The organism is Caballeronia sp. INML1 (assembly GCF_023631085.1).
Lineage (GTDB): Bacteria > Pseudomonadota > Gammaproteobacteria > Burkholderiales > Burkholderiaceae > Caballeronia > Caballeronia turbans.
Genome location: NZ_JALQDT010000008.1, coordinates 63,718 through 79,347 on the forward strand (window position 1 = coordinate 63,718; position 15,630 = coordinate 79,347).

The following is a 15,630-nucleotide window of genomic DNA, read 5'->3' on the forward strand; positions in this document are numbered from 1 at the left end:
GGAGAACATAACGATGAAACAATTTACGGGGAATTCGCTCGCCAGGGCGTTCGGTGCGGCGATGTTTTCGGCGTCGATGCTCTTCGCATCGCACGCATTCGCGAGCGGCACGGAGCAGCTGAAGGCATTCGTGTCGCAAGTCCGCGCGGCGCGCGGCGACTTCACGCAGCAGGAAATCAAGGCGCCCGGCAAGACCAACAATGGCGCGACCTCGAACGCGATGCCGACCAAGGGCGCGACCTCCAGCGGAACCTTCATGTTCGCGCGGCCGGGCAAGTTCATCTGGTCGTATCAGAAGCCGTACTCGCAGATCCTCCAGGCCGACGGCGACAAGCTCTACGTCTACGACAAGGACCTGAACCAGGTCACCGTGCGCACGCTCGGCGGCGCGCTCGGCGCGAGTCCGGCGGCGATCCTCTTCGGCAGCAACGATCTGGAAAAGAACTTCAACCTGCGCGATGCCGGAGAGAAGGGCGGCATCGACTGGCTGGAGCTCACGCCGAAGGCGAAGGACACGCAATTCGAGACGGTCGGCATCGGCTTCAAGGACGGCAATCTGCAGGCGATGGAACTGCACGACGTGTTCGGCAACGTCACGCTGCTCACGTTCTCGAACATCCAGAAGAATCCGCCGATCAAGAGCGATACCTTCAAGTTCACCGTGCCGAAGGGCGCGGACGTGATCAACGGCTGATCCAGAAAGGGCGCGACGAACGCGCTCTTTTTCATTCGATGGCCGCGTGCGCCGCGGCCATGTCCTCGAGAAATGCTTCCACGATCTCGCGCTTCGCGCCCCGCGCGCCGCTGAGGCGTTCCGCGCGCGTGACCATCTGGAACGCGACGCGATAGCGCATCGCGTGCGGATTCAGCGGCGCGAGGACGCCGTCTTTCACATACGGCGCGGCGAAATGCTCGGGCAGATAACCGAGATGCCGGCCCGATAGCACGAGCATCGCGACGGCCTCCATGTTGTCCGCGACCGCGCCGATATTGCGCGGCGTGAGCTCGCCGGCTTCGGGCAGCGGATAGCTGCGCCATGCCCAGTCGTGCTCGAATGCCTGCGCAAGGCCGACGCCGCCCGCCTGCGCGAACAGCGGATGCCCGCGTCCGCAGTATGCAAGCTGATCCTCCGCGAAGATCTCGGTGTACTCGAGCGACGGCACGCGATGCCAGAAGTAGCCGATCGCCACCTGGATACGCTCGGCCAGCAGCATCTCCTCCAGCTCGCCCGGCGAGCGCACCAGCACCGCGAAGCGCACGGATTCGTCGCGCTGCCGGAACCGCGCGATCGCCTGACTGACGCGCGCATTTGCGCTGACGGGCGTGTTGCCGATCATGCCGAGCGTGAGCGTACCGACGAGCTTCTTGCCGACGTTGCGCGCGGTCGAATCGAACGTGTCGATGGCGGCGAGCAGCGTCCGGCACGCCTCGACGAACCGTTCGCCGCGCGAGGTCAGCGCGAAGCCGCCGCGCCCGCGCTCGCAGAGCCGGTAGCCGAGCCGCGTTTCGAGCGTCGCGAGCTGCGTGCTGATGGTCGATTGCCCGACGTTGAGCGTCGCCTGCGCCGACGAGACGCCGCCCGCATCGGCGATGGCGAGGAACACGCGGATGAGGCGCAGGTCGAGATCGGAAAGGTGAGTGAACATGGGCGCCGCCGGATACATCGATAATTATCGATGTTAAGTTAATTTCGGCGCCATTTTATCTTCACCGAAAAGCGGCTATTAATCGTCGTAAGACAACGGGAACCCATCTCACGCCATGAATACATCATCGCTTTTCGCGCCCGCCGAACACTTCGATTCGCACTTCATCGAACAGCGCGCCGAGCGCCCGCAGCCGCTGTCGGGCAACCAGATGCCGCGCTGCGGCGGCATCACGACAATGATGCGCCTGCCGCACGTCCAGTCGGCAGAAGGGCTGGATGCGTGTTTCGTCGGCGTGCCGTTCGATCTCGGCACGTCGAACCGCACCGGCGCGCGCTTCGGTCCACGCCAGGTGCGCAGCGAATCGGTGCTGCTGCGCCCATACAACATGGCGACGCGCGCAGCACCTTTCGATTCGCTACGCGTCGCGGATATCGGCGATGTCGCGATCAATCCGTACAACCTGCTCGATTCGATCGGCCGCATCGAGCGCGCTTACCGCGAGATCCTGAAACACGACTGCAAGCCGCTCACGCTGGGCGGCGATCACACCATCGCGCTGCCGATCCTGCGCGCGATCCATGCGAAGCACGGCAAGGTCGGGCTGATTCATATCGACGCCCACGCGGACGTCAACGACACGATGTTCGGCGAGAAGATCGCGCACGGCACGCCGTTCAGGCGCGCGGTGGAAGAGGGCTTGCTCGATTGCTCGCGCGTCGTGCAGATCGGCCTGCGCGGCACCGGTTACGAAGCCGGCGATTTCGACTGGTGCCGCGACCAGGGTTTCCGCGTCGTGCAGACGGAAGAGTGCTGGAACAAATCGCTCGCGCCGCTGATGGACGAAGTGCGCGCGCAAATGGGCGATGGCCCCGTCTACATCACGTTCGATATCGACGGCATCGATCCCGCATTTGCGCCCGGCACCGGCACGCCGGAAATCGCAGGGTTGACGGTGCCGCAGGCGCTCGAGATCGTGCGCGGCGCGCGGGGGCTGAATATCGTCGGCGCGGATCTGGTGGAGGTTGCGCCACCCTATGACCCGTTCGGGACGACGGCGCTGCTGGGCGCGAACCTCGCGTTCGAGTTGCTGTGCGTGCTGCCGGGCGTCGAGTATCGCGCGGCGAGATAAGACGCGGATCGCGCGGCGAGACGCGCGCTTCAGTGCCGCAGCGGCCGAGGTACGCGAGTCGATGTGAAAAAGCCGCCAGAAACAGGCGGCTTTTTCGTATGGCGTCACGCGTAAGCGCGGCGTCGCCCCGACACGAGCAGCAGATAGCACACCGCGCCGAGCGCGAGCGCGGGCAGCGTCGCGCCGAGATTCGGCAGCCATTGATTGATCGCGTGATACGCCGCGATCCCGATGCCCCACGCGATGAACGCGCTCACATGCCAGCCGCCGGAAAAACCGTAGCGTCCTTCGACGGACCCGAGCGCGGCGGCGTCGATGCGGCGCTTGCGCACGATGAAGTGATCGGCCAGCACGACGCCGAAGAGCGGCGCGAACACCGAGCCGATCAGCAACAGGAAGTTCTGATACTTGCCCATCGCGACGACGAGCGCGACGAGCGTGCACAGCGCGCCGAACGCGCATGAGAGCATCGGCACGCTGGCGCGCGCCCAGAACGTGCCCGTCGATACGGCCGCGGAGTGGATATCGGCGAAGGCGTTGTCGATTTCGTCGATCAGAATGAGGAAGAGCGCGATGCCGCCGCCGGCCTGCGCGAACGCGGTCGTGAGAAGCGCATCGCCGCCGCCCGCCGCGAGTCCGTAGATCGCGCCGAGCGCATAGAACCACAGATTCGCGATGCCGTAGCCGAGCAGCGTGCCGCGGAACGCGCCGCCGGCGCTTTTGCCGAAGCGCGTGTAATCGGCGATGAGCGGCAACCACGAGAGCGGCATCGCGACGACGAGGTCGATGCCCGCGCCGAACGCCAGCTCGCCCGTGCCGGGGCGCGACAGCAGCGCGGCGAGATCGTGCTGCGCGAGCAGATTCCACGTGAGCCAGCCCGCGCCGCCGAGCAGCAGCCAGATGCCCCAGGTTCGCAGGAAACGCCGCACGAACGAAAGCGGCCCGCTGACCGCGAGCAGCGTCGCGAGTGCGCCGAAGATGAGCGTCCAGACGAGCGGCATCGAAAGGTGGAAGGATTGCTTCGCGAGCGCATCGGCGGAATCGCGCATCACGATGATCTCGAACGAGCCCCAGCCGACGAGCTGCACCGCGTTGAGCACCGCCGGCACCGACGCGCCGCGCACGCCGAGCGTCGGGCGCAGCGACGACATCGCCGCGAGCCCCGTATCCGTGCCGACGACACCCGCCAGCGCGAGCAGCACGACGCCGATCACCGTGCCGATGACGATCGCCGTCAGCGCGTGCGGCAACGACAATCCCGGCACGAGCAGCGCACCCGCCTGCGCGACCAGCAGCCCGATGCCGAGCGAGAACCACAGCGCGAAGGCATCGCCCGTGCCGAAGGCGCGCCGTTCCGGCGGAACCGGCGTGAGCGGCGCGTAGGTCGAGGTTTCGCCGTGCGCCGCGGCGTTCGTGGTGTGCTCTTGCCCCATCGGATTGCGTCCTTGTCGTGTCGTAGCGTGGTTTCCGGGCGCGCGGCCCGCTTCGTGCGAGTCCGCCGCTGTCAGGCTGTCATAATGACCCGATTCCGCGACCGCGCCGCGCCTTCCCTGAAGGGCGAGATTATCGCCGCGATCCACCCAACTGCGTCAATCCGCATCGCACAGCACATGTTCGAAGAAAACCGTGGCAACGTTCCGCTCGCGGAGCGCCTGCGCCCCCGCACCATCGACGACGTGATCGGCCAGAAACATCTGCTCGGTCCAAACAAGCCGCTGCGCGTCGCGTTCGAATCGGGTGAGGCGCATTCGATGATTCTCTGGGGCCCGCCCGGCGTCGGCAAGACCACGCTCGCGCGCCTCATGGCCGATGCGTTCCACGCGCAGTTCATCTCGCTCTCGGCGGTGCTCTCGGGCGTGAAGGACATCCGCGAGGCGGTGGAGACGGCGCAGATCCATCGCGCGAACGGGCACCAGACGCTCGTGTTCGTCGACGAAGTGCATCGCTTCAACAAGAGTCAGCAGGATGCGTTCTTGCCGCACGTGGAGTCGGGCCTGTTCGTGTTCGTCGGCGCGACGACCGAGAATCCTTCGTTCGAGGTGAACAGCGCGCTCTTGTCGCGGGCGGCGGTCTACGTGCTGAAAAGTCTCGACGCCGATGAACTGAAAGAGCTGCTCGAACGCGCGACGAAGGAACTCGGCGGACTGACGTTCACCGACGAAGCCCGCGACGCGCTGATCGGCTCCGCCGACGGCGACGGCCGCAAGCTGCTGAACAATCTGGAGATCGTCGCGCGCGCGGCGGCGCAGCAAAAGCAGACCGACATCGACGGTGCGCTCCTCGGCAGCGCGCTCGCCGAGAATCTGCGGCGCTTCGACAAGGGCGGCGACGCGTTTTACGACCAGATCAGCGCGCTGCACAAATCCGTGCGCGGCAGCAATCCGGACGCCGCGCTCTACTGGTTCTGCCGCATGCTCGACGGCGGCGCTGACCCGCGTTATATGGCGCGGCGCATCGTGCGCATGGCGTGGGAGGACATCGGTCTGGCCGATCCGCGCGCCGCGCGCATCGCGCTCGATGCGGCCGAGACGTACGAGCGGCTCGGAACGCCGGAAGGTGAACTGGCGCTCGCACAGGCGCTCATCTATCTGGCGGTCGCGCCCAAGTCGAACGCGGGCTACAACGCGTACAACGAGGCGCGGCGCTTCGTCGGCAAGGATCAGTCGCGCGGCGTGCCGGTGCATCTGCGAAACGCGCCGACCAAGCTGATGAAGGAGCTTGGCTACGGACACGAGTACCGCTACGCGCACGACGAGCCCGACGCCTACGCGGCGGGCGAAACGTATCTGCCCGACGGCATGCGCGACCCGTACTGGTATCAGCCGACGCCGCGCGGACTCGAAGGCAAGATCGGTGAAAAGCTCGCGCGTCTTGCGGAACTCGACGAAGCCTGGCGGCGCGAACATCGCGACGAAAAGAAGCGATGAAATCCACGGCGTTCGTTTCGCGCGCGGGCAAACTGCGTTTCGCCGGGCGGACGGCCGATCGCCCCCGGCGCGCAATGACCGTGCGCTAAAATCGGTCTTTCCGATTACTTAACAAAGCTGCCCCGCCATGCTCGACATACAAACCCTCCGCAAAGACCTGGACGGCGTCGCGAAGCGCCTCGCCGATCGAGGCTATACGCTCGACGTCGCCGCTTTCGCCGCGCTCGAAGCCGAGCGCCGCGAGATCCAGACCCGCACCGAAGAACTGCAGGCGCGCCGCAACAGCCTGTCGAAACAGATCGGCGCGATGAAGGGCCGCGGCGAGGACACGTCTGCGGTGATGGCGGAAGTGGGCGGCATCGGCGACACGATGAAGGAATCGGCGGCGAAGCTGGAGGATATCCAGAAGCGTCTGTCGGACCTGATGCTGACCGTGCCGAACCTGCCGCACGAGAGCGTGCCGGTCGGCAACGACGAGACGCAGAACGTCGAAGTGCGGCGCTGGGGCGCGCCGCGTTCGTTCGACTTCGAGATCAAGGATCACGTCGATGTCGGCGCGCCGCTCGGCCTCGATTTCGAAACGGGCGCGAAGCTTTCGGGCGCGCGCTTCACGTTGCTGCGCGGGCCGATTGCGCGGCTGCATCGCGCGCTCGCGCAGTTCATGATCGATACCCACACGGAGCAGCACGGCTATACCGAGGCGTACACGCCGTATATCGTGAATCCGGAGATTCTCTACGGTACGGGCCAATTGCCCAAGTTCGCCGACGACATGTTCCGAGTCGAGAAGGGCGGCGACGAGAACACGGTCACGCAGTATTTGATCTCGACGTCCGAGATCTCGCTGACCAACACGGTGCGCGACAGCATCCTCGAAGCCAGTGCGCTGCCGGTGAAGCTCACCGCGCATTCGCCGTGCTTCCGTTCCGAAGCGGGCTCATACGGGCGCGACACGCGCGGCCTGATTCGCCAGCATCAGTTCGACAAGGTCGAGATGGTGCAGGTCGTGTCTCCGCAGCATTCTTATGCCGCGCTCGACGAGATGGTCGGGCAAGCGGAGACGATCCTCCAGAAGCTGGAACTGCCGTATCGCGTGATTACGCTCTGCACGGGCGATATGGGTTTCTCGGCCGCGAAGACGTTCGATCTCGAAGTGTGGCTGCCTGCACAGAACACGTATCGGGAGATTTCGAGCTGCTCGAATACGGAGGCGTTCCAGGCGCGTCGCATGCAGGCGCGCTTTCGCAATGCGCAGGGCAAGCCCGAGTTCGTGCATACGCTGAACGGTTCGGGGCTGGCGGTCGGACGCACGCTCGTCGCGGTGCTCGAGAACTTCCAGAACGCGGACGGTTCGGTGACGATTCCGGCGGTCTTGCGTCCGTACATGCGCGGTGTGGAAAGAATCGAAGTTTCCGCATCGGCGTGACGTTTATTTTCAAAAAGGCTCTTGGAAAGCACGAAAGAGTTCGATATACTTTCGTTCTTCGTTGAGCAACGACCCGCTCAGCGAGGGCCGATCGAAGTAAAACGCGGTTGGTAGACGGAGAGGTGGCAGAGTGGTCGAATGTACCTGACTCGAAATCAGGCGTACGGTTTTCCCGTACCGTGGGTTCGAATCCCACCCTCTCCGCCAAGACACAAAAACCCCGCAAGTCGCAAGACTGCGGGGTTTTGATTTTGGACTGCCGCTTCCGCGAAGAAGCGCCGCTCCGGTTGACGGAACGGCTTGCTCGGTTCACCTCAAGTCGTACATCGCGCGATATCGAACCGCAGCTCCGGCTCGGGCACTCCGCCATCGTCACTGGACGACTGCTGCACCTTCACGATCGATCCATAAGCCGAAGGCGTCAGCGTCACCAGCCACGCATTGGAGCCGACCAGCAACTCCGTCGTGCCTTGATCGAGCCGCGTTTGCGCGGACGGAATCATGCGTTGCAAGCAATTCGATATATCCGAGGCAGGCCGCGCCGACGAAACGTGTATCACGGGCTTCGACGCGCGCAGTTCGGGACCGCTCGTCGAACTGCAGGCGGCGAGGGCGGCGATGCCCGACGACAGAACGGAAATCAGCGCAAATCGAGACAGGTTCATAACGCTCCGACAGGTTCGAAATCGGGCCACTAAAACACAAACGCGCTTTCATCACAAGGCCGAGCGACGATCGCGGCGCATCGCAAAACGCGCGCTCGAAGCCCACAGATGCAGTGCCCATGGGGCTTTCCAAGCAGCGGCCCTACGCGGGAGTGCTATCATCGGGCCCATTGTCCTCGCGCGCCGCCCGCCTCGAACACCGGTTAAAACATGCGCGCGAGGCGGCACGAACCCATCGCATTGCTCAATGGCCATCACGCTCAAGACACCCGCCGACATCGAAAAGTTGCGCATCTCCGGCCGCATGGCCGCCGAAGTCCTCGCGATGATCGCCGAACACGTCCGCCCGGGCGTCACCACCGACGAACTCGACGCCATCTGCAATCGCTTCATCGTCGACGAATTGAAGGCCATTCCTGCCAACGTCGGCTATATGGGCTTTCCCAAGACGGTCTGCACCTCGGTGAATCACGTCGTGTGCCACGGCATTCCCGGGCCGAAAGAACTGAAAGACGGCGACATCATCAACATCGATGTCGCGATCATCAAGGATGGCTACTACGGCGACACGAGCCGCATGTACTACGCCGGCACCCCGAGCGCCGAAGCACGCCGTCTCACGGAAACGACCTACGAAGCGATGGTTGCCGGCATGCGCGAAGTGCGCCCGGGCGCGACGCTCGGCGATGTCGGCTTCGCGATTCAGAGCGTCGCGCATCGCGAGGGCTTTTCCGTGGTGCGCGAGTATTGCGGCCACGGCATCGGCCGGGTGTATCACGAGGACCCGCAGGTGCTGCATTACGGCCAGCGCGGCGCGGGCATGCGCCTGAAGCCGGGACTCGTCTTCACCATCGAACCGATGATCAACGCCGGCCGCGCCGCCACGCAGCAGTCGCGCGACGGCTGGACCGTGACGACCAAAGATCGCTCGCTTTCCGCGCAATGGGAGCACATGGTCGCCGTCACCGACGACGGCTTCGAACTGCTTACGCCGTGGCCGGACGGCACGGGAAGCTATGCGACGCCATGAGCGCGGTCGCCTTATCGTGTGCGCTGTAAAGCACTTTCCAGGATTTAGGAATTGACGGGGTCGCCCGTTCGGTTGAAGCTATGTCCATGGCACGAGCGCCGCACCGGCCGACAGAGCCGTTAGCGCATCAGCCAGAGAGCCAGAGAGAAATAGCCCGCATGAGTCCCTCATTGACCGTCAGCCGCATCGGTGCGCACCAAGGATCGGTTTTGCGCGAGCTTCGCACGGCATCGCTGCGTGAAGCGCCGTATGCATTCGGCGAAACGCTGGAAGACGCGCTGCTCGTCGACCCGTCGTTGTTCGACGATACCGCGGCGCTGCATGCGAATTCGCCCCGACTCGCGACGTTTCTGCTCTACACCGAAGGTCATCCCTGCGGTCTCGTGCACGCGTACATCGAAGAGGCGCCGAGCGCGCGCGCGTTCGTGAACGCGCTGTGGGTGGCGCCGGCTGTGCGGCATCTGCGCGGCGGCGAGTTGCTCGTGAACGTCGCGTCGCAGTGGCTCGTCGGACAGGGCGTCGCCGAGGTGCATGCGTGGATCTCCGAGGAGAATCGCACCGCGGTGCGCTTCTATGAGCGTCTCGGTTTTGGCCCCACCGGCGATCGTCGCGCAATGCCGTCTCACGAAGAAGAAGCCGAGTCGCTCTTCGTGCGCCACATGCACCCCGAAGAGCACGCCTAACTCCCGTTAGTTCTCGCTCTGTCATCGCTTCTCGCGTGCCCGCGTGGCACACACTTCTCGTTTTCGATAGCTGAAATCGGTCCTAAAAATTATGGCCGTGTGCGACAACGCCTGTAAAATACGCAAAATTTTTGGCCGTTCCTATGTCGCTCAACAAAACGCCCTTCTTCGAACTGCGCAGCGGCTCCGTCGACACGCTTCTCTTCGTCGTCAAGACTTCCGACCTCGATGCCCTGCGTAACGAACTCACGCGGCGCTTCGAAGCAACTCCCGAATTCTTCGCAGGCGATGTCGTCGCAATCGACGTGCGTCGTCTCGCTGATTCCGCGAAGGGCGGCGAAGGCGAGCGCGTGTCGCTCGCCGCGCTCGAGACGCTGCTGAAGAGCGTGCGCATGCGTCCGATCGGCATCGTCGCGCTTCCCGCGCAGACGTGGGCGATTCAATGGGCGAACGAAGGCGGCCTGCCGATTCTCGAAGCGCGCGACCGGCGCGGCGCGCCGAAGCCTTCGGTCGACGAGGCGAAGCCGAACACCGAAGCCGCTGCGGTGATCGAGGCGGCCGTCGCGAAGGAGCCGGCGCCCGCGTCGCTGCCCGCACCCGCGACCATCATCGACCGGCCGCTGCGCTCGGGCCAGCAGGTCTACGCGAAGGGCGATCTCATCGTGCTCGGACTCGTGTCGTACGGGGCCGAAGTGATCGCCGAAGGCAATATCCATATCTATGCGCCGTTGCGCGGCCGCGCGCTCGCGGGCGTGCACGGCAATCTCGAGGCGCGGATCTTCTGCACCTGTCTCGAGCCGGAACTCATCTCCATCGCGGGCATCTATCGGACGACTGAAAACCCGCTGCCGGCCGACGTGCTCAGCAAGGCCGTACAAATCTGGCTGAACGAAGAAAAACTCATGATCGAACCGCTGCGACTGACCTGACGGGTTGGATCGACTCGCGCGCCCGATGCCCCGGCGCGCGCCCGAAAGCAACGCGAGCGGACCTATTGACGAACACAAGGTACTTGTATGGCAAAAATCATTGTGGTGACTTCGGGGAAGGGCGGCGTCGGCAAGACGACCACCAGCGCGAGCTTCGCATCGGCGCTCGCATTGCGCGGCCACAAGACGGCCGTGATCGACTTCGACGTCGGTCTGCGCAATCTCGACCTCATCATGGGTTGCGAACGCCGCGTGGTGTACGACCTGATCAACGTCATTCAGGGCGAAGCCAATCTGCATCAGGCGCTCATCAAGGACAAGAAGTGCGAGAACCTCTACATCCTGCCGGCGTCGCAGACGCGCGACAAGGATGCGCTCACGCTCGAGGGCGTCGAGAAGGTCATCAACGAACTGATCAAGATGGATTTCGAGTACATCGTCTGCGATTCGCCGGCGGGCATCGAATCCGGCGCGCTGATGGCGATGCACTTCGCCGATGAAGCGCTCATCGTGACGAATCCCGAAGTGTCTTCCGTGCGCGACTCGGACCGCATTCTCGGCATCCTGTCGTCGAAGACCAAGCGCGCGATCGAAGGAAAGGAGCCCGTCAAGGAGCATCTGCTCATCACGCGTTACAACCCGAAGCGTGTCAGCGAGGGCGAAATGCTGTCGCTCTCCGACATTCAGGAAATCCTGCGCATCGAGCTGATCGGCGTGATTCCGGAATCGGAAGCGGTGCTGCATGCGTCGAACCAGGGCTTGCCGGCCGTGCATCTCGATGGCACGGATGTCGCCGAATCGTACAAGGACGTGGTGTCGCGCTTCCTCGGGGAAGAAACGGCGCTGCGCTTCACGGACTATCACAAGCCTGGTCTGCTGCAACGCATCTTCGGCACCAAGTAAGGGGACGCAATGTCGATTCTTTCGTTTTTGCTGGGCGAGAAAAGAAAGTCCGCTTCGGTCGCGAAGGAACGCTTGCAGTTGATCATTGCGCACGAGCGCGCGGGTGGCAAAGCCGCCGCCGATTATCTGCCGGCGTTGCAACGAGAACTCGTTGCGGTGATTTCGAAGTACGTGAAGATTTCCGATGACGATATTCGAGTGAGCCTCGAGCGTCAGGACGACCTCGAAGTGCTGGAAGTGAAGATCGAGATTCCGCAGGCGTAACGCGTAGCGCTTGCGCGCGCGGCATCGCGTCGGCTCAGGCCGCGCGAGCATCGCGGAAAGGAGCAAAGCCAGGATCCGACGATCCTGGCTTTTGTTTTTGCGCGCTATCGTTTGCGCGCGCGATTCGTTCGACCAGTGCGCGCCTTTCATCAATATTCGGTTGCACATTGGGTGTCGTTGTAATGCTCGCTTTGTCCTCCTTCTGACGTTCCCGCGCATTGAGTGCGTATCGGCGGCGCGCTGCGTCGCCGGTTGCATCGATCCGCGCCATGTGGCGCTCAATGTCTCGAACGAAGAAGAGGTACGTCATGAAAACATCCCTCCGCACGCTGCTCGCCCGAACCGCGCTGGTCGTCGCCGGCGCGATCACCGTAACGGCTGCGTCTGCCGCCGAAGTCGTGATCGTTGCGCCGAGTGCGCCGCCCGCGCCGCGCTACGAGGCCGCGCCGCCAGCGCGTGCGGGATATGTGTGGGATCGCGGTCACTGGAACTGGGAGCATGGCCGCTACGTGTGGGTCGGCGGTCATTGGGAAGCCGAGCGTGTCGGTCATCGATGGGTACCGGGCGAATGGGTCGGACACGGCGCGCGGTATCGCTGGGTGCCGGCGCACTGGGCGTGATGGGAGGACGCAGATGAAGCGGCTCCTGCTCGTCCTCATGGCTGTCGTGCTCGCCGATGCGCTCGCGGGCTGCATCGTCGTGCCGGCGCATCCTTACGCGTATCGGCCGGCGCACGTCTACGTGTATTGACGGCCTATTTCAGCGGCGCTTCGTCCTTCGTTCCGGCGGGCGCCGCTTCGCCGCCCTCGGGCAGTTCCGGCGACGGCGCGAGCTTTTCCAGCGGCGTCATGTATCTCGCCGACAGCGCTTCGTAGAGCGGCGGCGCGAAGAGGCGCGACATGCGGCTCGAGATCAGCGCCGCCGCCATCAGCGAGATCACGAGCGCGTGGCCGTCGATCATCTCCATCACGATGACGAACGCGGTGATCGGCGACTGCGTGACGGCGGCGAGATAGCCGACCATTGCGAGCGCGATCAGCATGGGCAAGGACATCTGCGGGAAGAGCACGTGCAGGACGTTGCCGAAACCCGCGCCGATCGACAGCGACGGCGCGAAGATCCCGCCCGGAATGCCGGGCAGGTACGAACCGATCATCGAGATCATTTTGAGGAGCGGATAGAGCATCGACAGATGCTCGCGCCCTTCGAGCAGGCCGCGCGCCTCGGCGTATCCGCTGCCGAAGGTCGTGCCGCCGGCCAGCAATCCGACGACGGCAATGATGAAGCCGCAGAGCGCCGCGAACGCGACCGGCCGCGACGCATGGAGGTGTCTCAGCGACGCGGGAATCCATTTGCTCGTGTTGAGCAGCAGCCAGCAGAAGACGCCGCCCGCAATACCGGTGACGATGCCCGTCACGACGACCGCCACAGCGAAGAACCTCGGGAACTGCGCGCCGGCCCGGATCGTGCCGAAGTACGTGTAATTGCCGCTCACTCCGAGCGCGATGACACCCGCGATGATGATGCCCGTAATGAGCACGCCGCTTGTGCGAACTTCGAAGCTGCGCGTGAGCTCCTCGATCGCGAACACGATGCCGGCGAGCGGCGTGTTGAATGCCGCCGACAGGCCGGCCGCCGCGCCCGCGAGCACGAGTTGCCGTTCGATCAGCGAATTTGAGCGCGGGTAGAAGCGCCGCATGTTGAACATCAGCGCCGCGCCGATCTGCACAGTCGGACCTTCGCGGCCGATGGTCAGTCCGCCGAGTATCGCGACGAGCGAGACGCCGATCTTGGCGACGAGAATGCGCAAGGTGAGCAGTCGCCCGCCCGCCGCCGATGTCGGGCTGTCCAGCACGGCGATGACCTGCGGAATGCCGCTGCCTTCGGATCCACGGAAGAATCGCCGCGTGACGAAGACGCAGAGCGCCGCGGCGGCGGGCGTGATCACGAGCGGCAGCCAGGCATGCTCACTGCGGATAGCGGAAAAGACGCTGAAGCCCCAGTCGATCAGCCGGGCGTAGTAGACGGCGACGAGCCCGACCAGGATCGCACCGAGCCAGAAGATGCCGTAACGGCGCCACAGGCTGCGTGTGCGTCGCATGGTGACGGCCGAGAAGGAACGCAGCACGCGGATCATGCGATGGCCGTCGGCGAAGCGGTGGATGCGCAGGGTACTGCGGAGGCCAGAAAAAAGAACAGGCGCGAGGCTTTCGCCGGGCGCCCAAGAAACGCTCCCGCCATAAGCAGGAGCGGAGAGGAGAGAAGAGCCGTCAGGTCAGCCCGGAAAGCGAGCCGCACGAACAGCATTAAGTGCTCAGAGCAAGCGCGCAGTGGAAAGTTCACTCGACTTGAAATTTATTTGTAGGTCCGGTGTGCGACGCCGGCACTCGGTATCAGGCGGTGAGGACTTCGAAAGCAAGCACCGCGAGGAGCGCGCCCACATTCGCGATGACCGCTTCGAAGAGCATGCCTCGCCACGTCGCCGGACGAAACTTCACCGCGAGCAGCAGTGCCGCGATTAGTGCGATTGCAATTATCGCGACGAGGTGGGAACTCTGCAGATGAATGCGCATGTCGGCCTCCGGTTCTGGTCTCGCGGCATTGTTTTCCGCGACCTGTTTTTGTCGAAGTTGCTCGAGTATAGGCAGCGGCATATTGACTGGAAAGCGGACAAAAAAGTCATTTTGCCGCCAGCTTGCCGACTGCCATCGAGTGTTACTTTGAAATACGCGTTGATTCAGGGAATTTTCTTTTCAGCCTAGGTACAAACCCCGTATGTGCGCCGCGCCATTCCCGGCGGCGCCGAAACCGCAAGTCCGTGGAGCATTCGCCAGATGACTTCCCCGACGACACGTTCTCTCGAAGTCGATTTCTTTCGAGGAATCGTGCTGCTCATTATCGCGGTGGACCATATAACGGGAAGCGTGCTTTCGCGCTTTACGCTGCATCAATATGCATTCTGCGATTCCGCAGAAGTTTTCGTGTTTCTTGGGGGTTATGCGTCGGCGGCGGCTTATACGGCGCTTGCGACTCGCCGTAGCGATTCAGCCGCGCGCCGACGCTTTTTCAAACGCAGTTGGGAAATCTATCGCGCGTACCTGTTCACGGCGTTTCTGATGCTGATCGGCGGCGCGCTCCTGATGGCGCTGAAGGTCGATACGCCGATGGTCCAGTACACCGAGTGGCCGAACTTCCTCGTGAGACCGTTCGGCCTGACCGTCGATATCGCTCTGCTGCGTCAGCAGCCTTATCTTTCCGCGGTGCTGCCGATGTACTCGGTTTTCGCGCTCGCCGTCCCGGTCATCGTTCCGCTCGCGCAGAAAAAGCCGGTCATCGCGATGTTCGGCAGTCTGCTCGTGTGGCTCGCGGCCATGCCGCTCTTGCGCTTTTTGCCGGGTACCTACGGCGAAGCGTGGTCGTTCAACCCGTTCGCCTGGCAACTGATGTTCATGACCGGCATCCTGTCGCGCGTCCAGCCAATCAGCGACGCATTTCATGCCGGCCGTGCCGCGCGCTGGCTGACCGCAGGCGCGATTGCCCTCGCGCTGACGTTCGCGTTTTTCAAGCTCTTCCTCGAAACCCAGGCGCCGCCGGGATACATGAAGCAGAACCTCGCGACGCTGCGCATCGTGAGCTTTGCGGCGATCGCGTGGATCGTCGCGCGCGGGGTGTATTCGGGATGGGTCGGCAGACTCGCGCGCAAGTTGCCCGGCATCGTGACGATCGGCCAGCAGGGGCTCGTGTGCTTCATCGCGGGAACGTGCGTATCGCTCGTGCTGGATTCGGCACTGCGCGCAATGGGCGTGCTCGGGCTCGGGCGCTACCCGTCGCACTGGATTCTGGGGCTCATCGCAGATGGCATCGCCATCGCGAGTCTGCTCGTGCTTGCGCGCTTCTGGGCCGACCGCAAGGCGGCGAAGGCAGCGCGCGCGAACGGCGTCGAACGGCCGGCGCCGCGCATTCCGGTAATCAAGGGCAGGCCGGTGCCTGCCCATGTCACGAACCAGCGCGATCGCTAGGCGCGC

17 protein-coding genes and 1 tRNA gene are annotated in these 15,630 nt (G+C 63.9%); 12 read left to right on the forward strand and 6 right to left on the reverse strand.

The features are described from left to right. Nucleotides 1–13: 13 nt before the first annotated feature. Nucleotides 14–694: an outer membrane lipoprotein chaperone LolA gene (lolA, locus tag NCR38_RS03375; RefSeq protein WP_061118832.1), complete on the forward strand. Its 681-nt coding sequence runs from the start codon at nucleotides 14–16 to the stop codon at nucleotides 692–694. Nucleotides 695–725: 31 nt separating this feature from the next. On the opposite strand, the gene NCR38_RS03380 is transcribed toward lolA, so the two are convergent. Further along, the gene (locus NCR38_RS03380; RefSeq protein ID WP_061118912.1) at nucleotides 726–1,646 is read right to left on the reverse strand and encodes a LysR family transcriptional regulator; all 921 of its coding nucleotides are present in this window, start codon (nucleotides 1,644–1,646) and stop codon (nucleotides 726–728) included. A 115-nt stretch (nucleotides 1,647–1,761) separates the two neighbouring features. On the opposite strand from NCR38_RS03380, the gene speB reads away from it, so the two are divergent. Then, nucleotides 1,762–2,778, forward strand: a complete 1,017-nt coding sequence (gene speB, locus NCR38_RS03385) for an agmatinase (RefSeq protein WP_061118833.1) — start codon at nucleotides 1,762–1,764, stop codon at nucleotides 2,776–2,778. 104 nt (nucleotides 2,779–2,882) lie between these two features. On the opposite strand, the gene cytX is transcribed toward speB, so the two are convergent. Continuing rightward, nucleotides 2,883–4,211, reverse strand: a complete 1,329-nt coding sequence (gene cytX / locus NCR38_RS03390; RefSeq protein WP_061118913.1) for a putative hydroxymethylpyrimidine transporter CytX — start codon at nucleotides 4,209–4,211, stop codon at nucleotides 2,883–2,885. A gap of 177 nt (nucleotides 4,212–4,388) precedes the next feature. Between cytX and NCR38_RS03395 the strand changes: the two genes are divergently transcribed. The 3 genes from NCR38_RS03395 (at nucleotide 4,389) to NCR38_RS03405 (ending at nucleotide 7,338) form a co-directional block, all read left to right on the forward strand. Beyond that, nucleotides 4,389–5,705 (forward strand): replication-associated recombination protein A, encoded by a 1,317-nt coding sequence (locus tag NCR38_RS03395; protein ID WP_061118834.1) that lies wholly within the window; start codon nucleotides 4,389–4,391, stop codon nucleotides 5,703–5,705. A gap of 127 nt (nucleotides 5,706–5,832) precedes the next feature. After that, nucleotides 5,833–7,131, forward strand: a complete 1,299-nt coding sequence (gene serS, locus NCR38_RS03400; protein ID WP_061118835.1) for a serine--tRNA ligase — start codon at nucleotides 5,833–5,835, stop codon at nucleotides 7,129–7,131. A 116-nt stretch (nucleotides 7,132–7,247) separates the two neighbouring features. Then, nucleotides 7,248–7,338, forward strand: a tRNA-Ser gene (locus NCR38_RS03405). Nucleotides 7,339–7,445: 107 nt separating this feature from the next. On the opposite strand, the gene NCR38_RS03410 is transcribed toward NCR38_RS03405, so the two are convergent. After that, nucleotides 7,446–7,796, reverse strand: coding sequence for a hypothetical protein (locus NCR38_RS03410; RefSeq protein ID WP_061118836.1), 351 nt, complete (start codon nucleotides 7,794–7,796; stop codon nucleotides 7,446–7,448). 247 nt (nucleotides 7,797–8,043) lie between these two features. Here NCR38_RS03410 and map point away from each other — a divergent pair, with 247 nt between their 5' ends. The 5 genes from map to minE all read left to right on the forward strand — a co-directional run bounded on the left by map (nucleotide 8,044) and on the right by minE (nucleotide 11,605). Next, nucleotides 8,044–8,826: a type I methionyl aminopeptidase gene (gene map / locus NCR38_RS03415; protein ID WP_061118837.1), complete on the forward strand. Its 783-nt coding sequence runs from the start codon at nucleotides 8,044–8,046 to the stop codon at nucleotides 8,824–8,826. 158 nt (nucleotides 8,827–8,984) lie between these two features. Then, nucleotides 8,985–9,509, forward strand: coding sequence for a GNAT family N-acetyltransferase (locus NCR38_RS03420; RefSeq protein WP_061118838.1), 525 nt, complete (start codon nucleotides 8,985–8,987; stop codon nucleotides 9,507–9,509). 143 nt (nucleotides 9,510–9,652) lie between these two features. Beyond that, complete coding sequence (minC, locus tag NCR38_RS03425; RefSeq protein WP_061118839.1) at nucleotides 9,653–10,438, forward strand: septum site-determining protein MinC; 786 nt, start codon at nucleotides 9,653–9,655, stop codon at nucleotides 10,436–10,438. Between the two features lie 87 nt (nucleotides 10,439–10,525). Continuing rightward, nucleotides 10,526–11,341, forward strand: a complete 816-nt coding sequence (gene minD / locus NCR38_RS03430; protein ID WP_035505288.1) for a septum site-determining protein MinD — start codon at nucleotides 10,526–10,528, stop codon at nucleotides 11,339–11,341. Nucleotides 11,342–11,350: 9 nt separating this feature from the next. Next, nucleotides 11,351–11,605 carry a cell division topological specificity factor MinE gene (minE, locus tag NCR38_RS03435; RefSeq protein WP_006999197.1) on the forward strand — a complete coding sequence of 85 codons (255 nt, stop codon included), beginning with the start codon at nucleotides 11,351–11,353 and terminating at the stop codon, nucleotides 11,603–11,605. Nucleotides 11,606–11,639: 34 nt separating this feature from the next. Here minE and NCR38_RS03440 read toward each other — a convergent pair whose 3' ends face one another. After that, nucleotides 11,640–11,915, reverse strand: a complete 276-nt coding sequence (locus NCR38_RS03440; RefSeq protein WP_143756352.1) for a hypothetical protein — start codon at nucleotides 11,913–11,915, stop codon at nucleotides 11,640–11,642. Between NCR38_RS03440 and NCR38_RS03445 the strand changes: the two genes are divergently transcribed. Next, a complete protein-coding gene (locus NCR38_RS03445) occupies nucleotides 11,914–12,225 on the forward strand; it encodes a YXWGXW repeat-containing protein (RefSeq protein WP_061118841.1) in 312 nt (103 codons plus the stop codon). The genes NCR38_RS03440 and NCR38_RS03445 overlap by 2 nt on opposite strands. A 134-nt stretch (nucleotides 12,226–12,359) precedes the next feature. Here the strand turns inward: NCR38_RS03445 and NCR38_RS03450 are convergent, their stop codons facing one another. Both NCR38_RS03450 and NCR38_RS03455 read right to left on the reverse strand, forming a co-directional pair. Further along, nucleotides 12,360–13,706, reverse strand: coding sequence for a chloride channel protein (locus NCR38_RS03450; RefSeq protein WP_250476420.1), 1,347 nt, complete (start codon nucleotides 13,704–13,706; stop codon nucleotides 12,360–12,362). Between the two features lie 292 nt (nucleotides 13,707–13,998). Then, complete coding sequence (locus NCR38_RS03455) at nucleotides 13,999–14,178, reverse strand: hypothetical protein (protein ID WP_061118914.1); 180 nt, start codon at nucleotides 14,176–14,178, stop codon at nucleotides 13,999–14,001. 261 nt (nucleotides 14,179–14,439) lie between these two features. Here NCR38_RS03455 and NCR38_RS03460 point away from each other — a divergent pair, with 261 nt between their 5' ends. After that, a complete protein-coding gene (locus NCR38_RS03460; RefSeq protein WP_061118915.1) occupies nucleotides 14,440–15,624 on the forward strand; it encodes an OpgC domain-containing protein in 1,185 nt (394 codons plus the stop codon). Nucleotides 15,625–15,630: the final 6 nt, after the last annotated feature.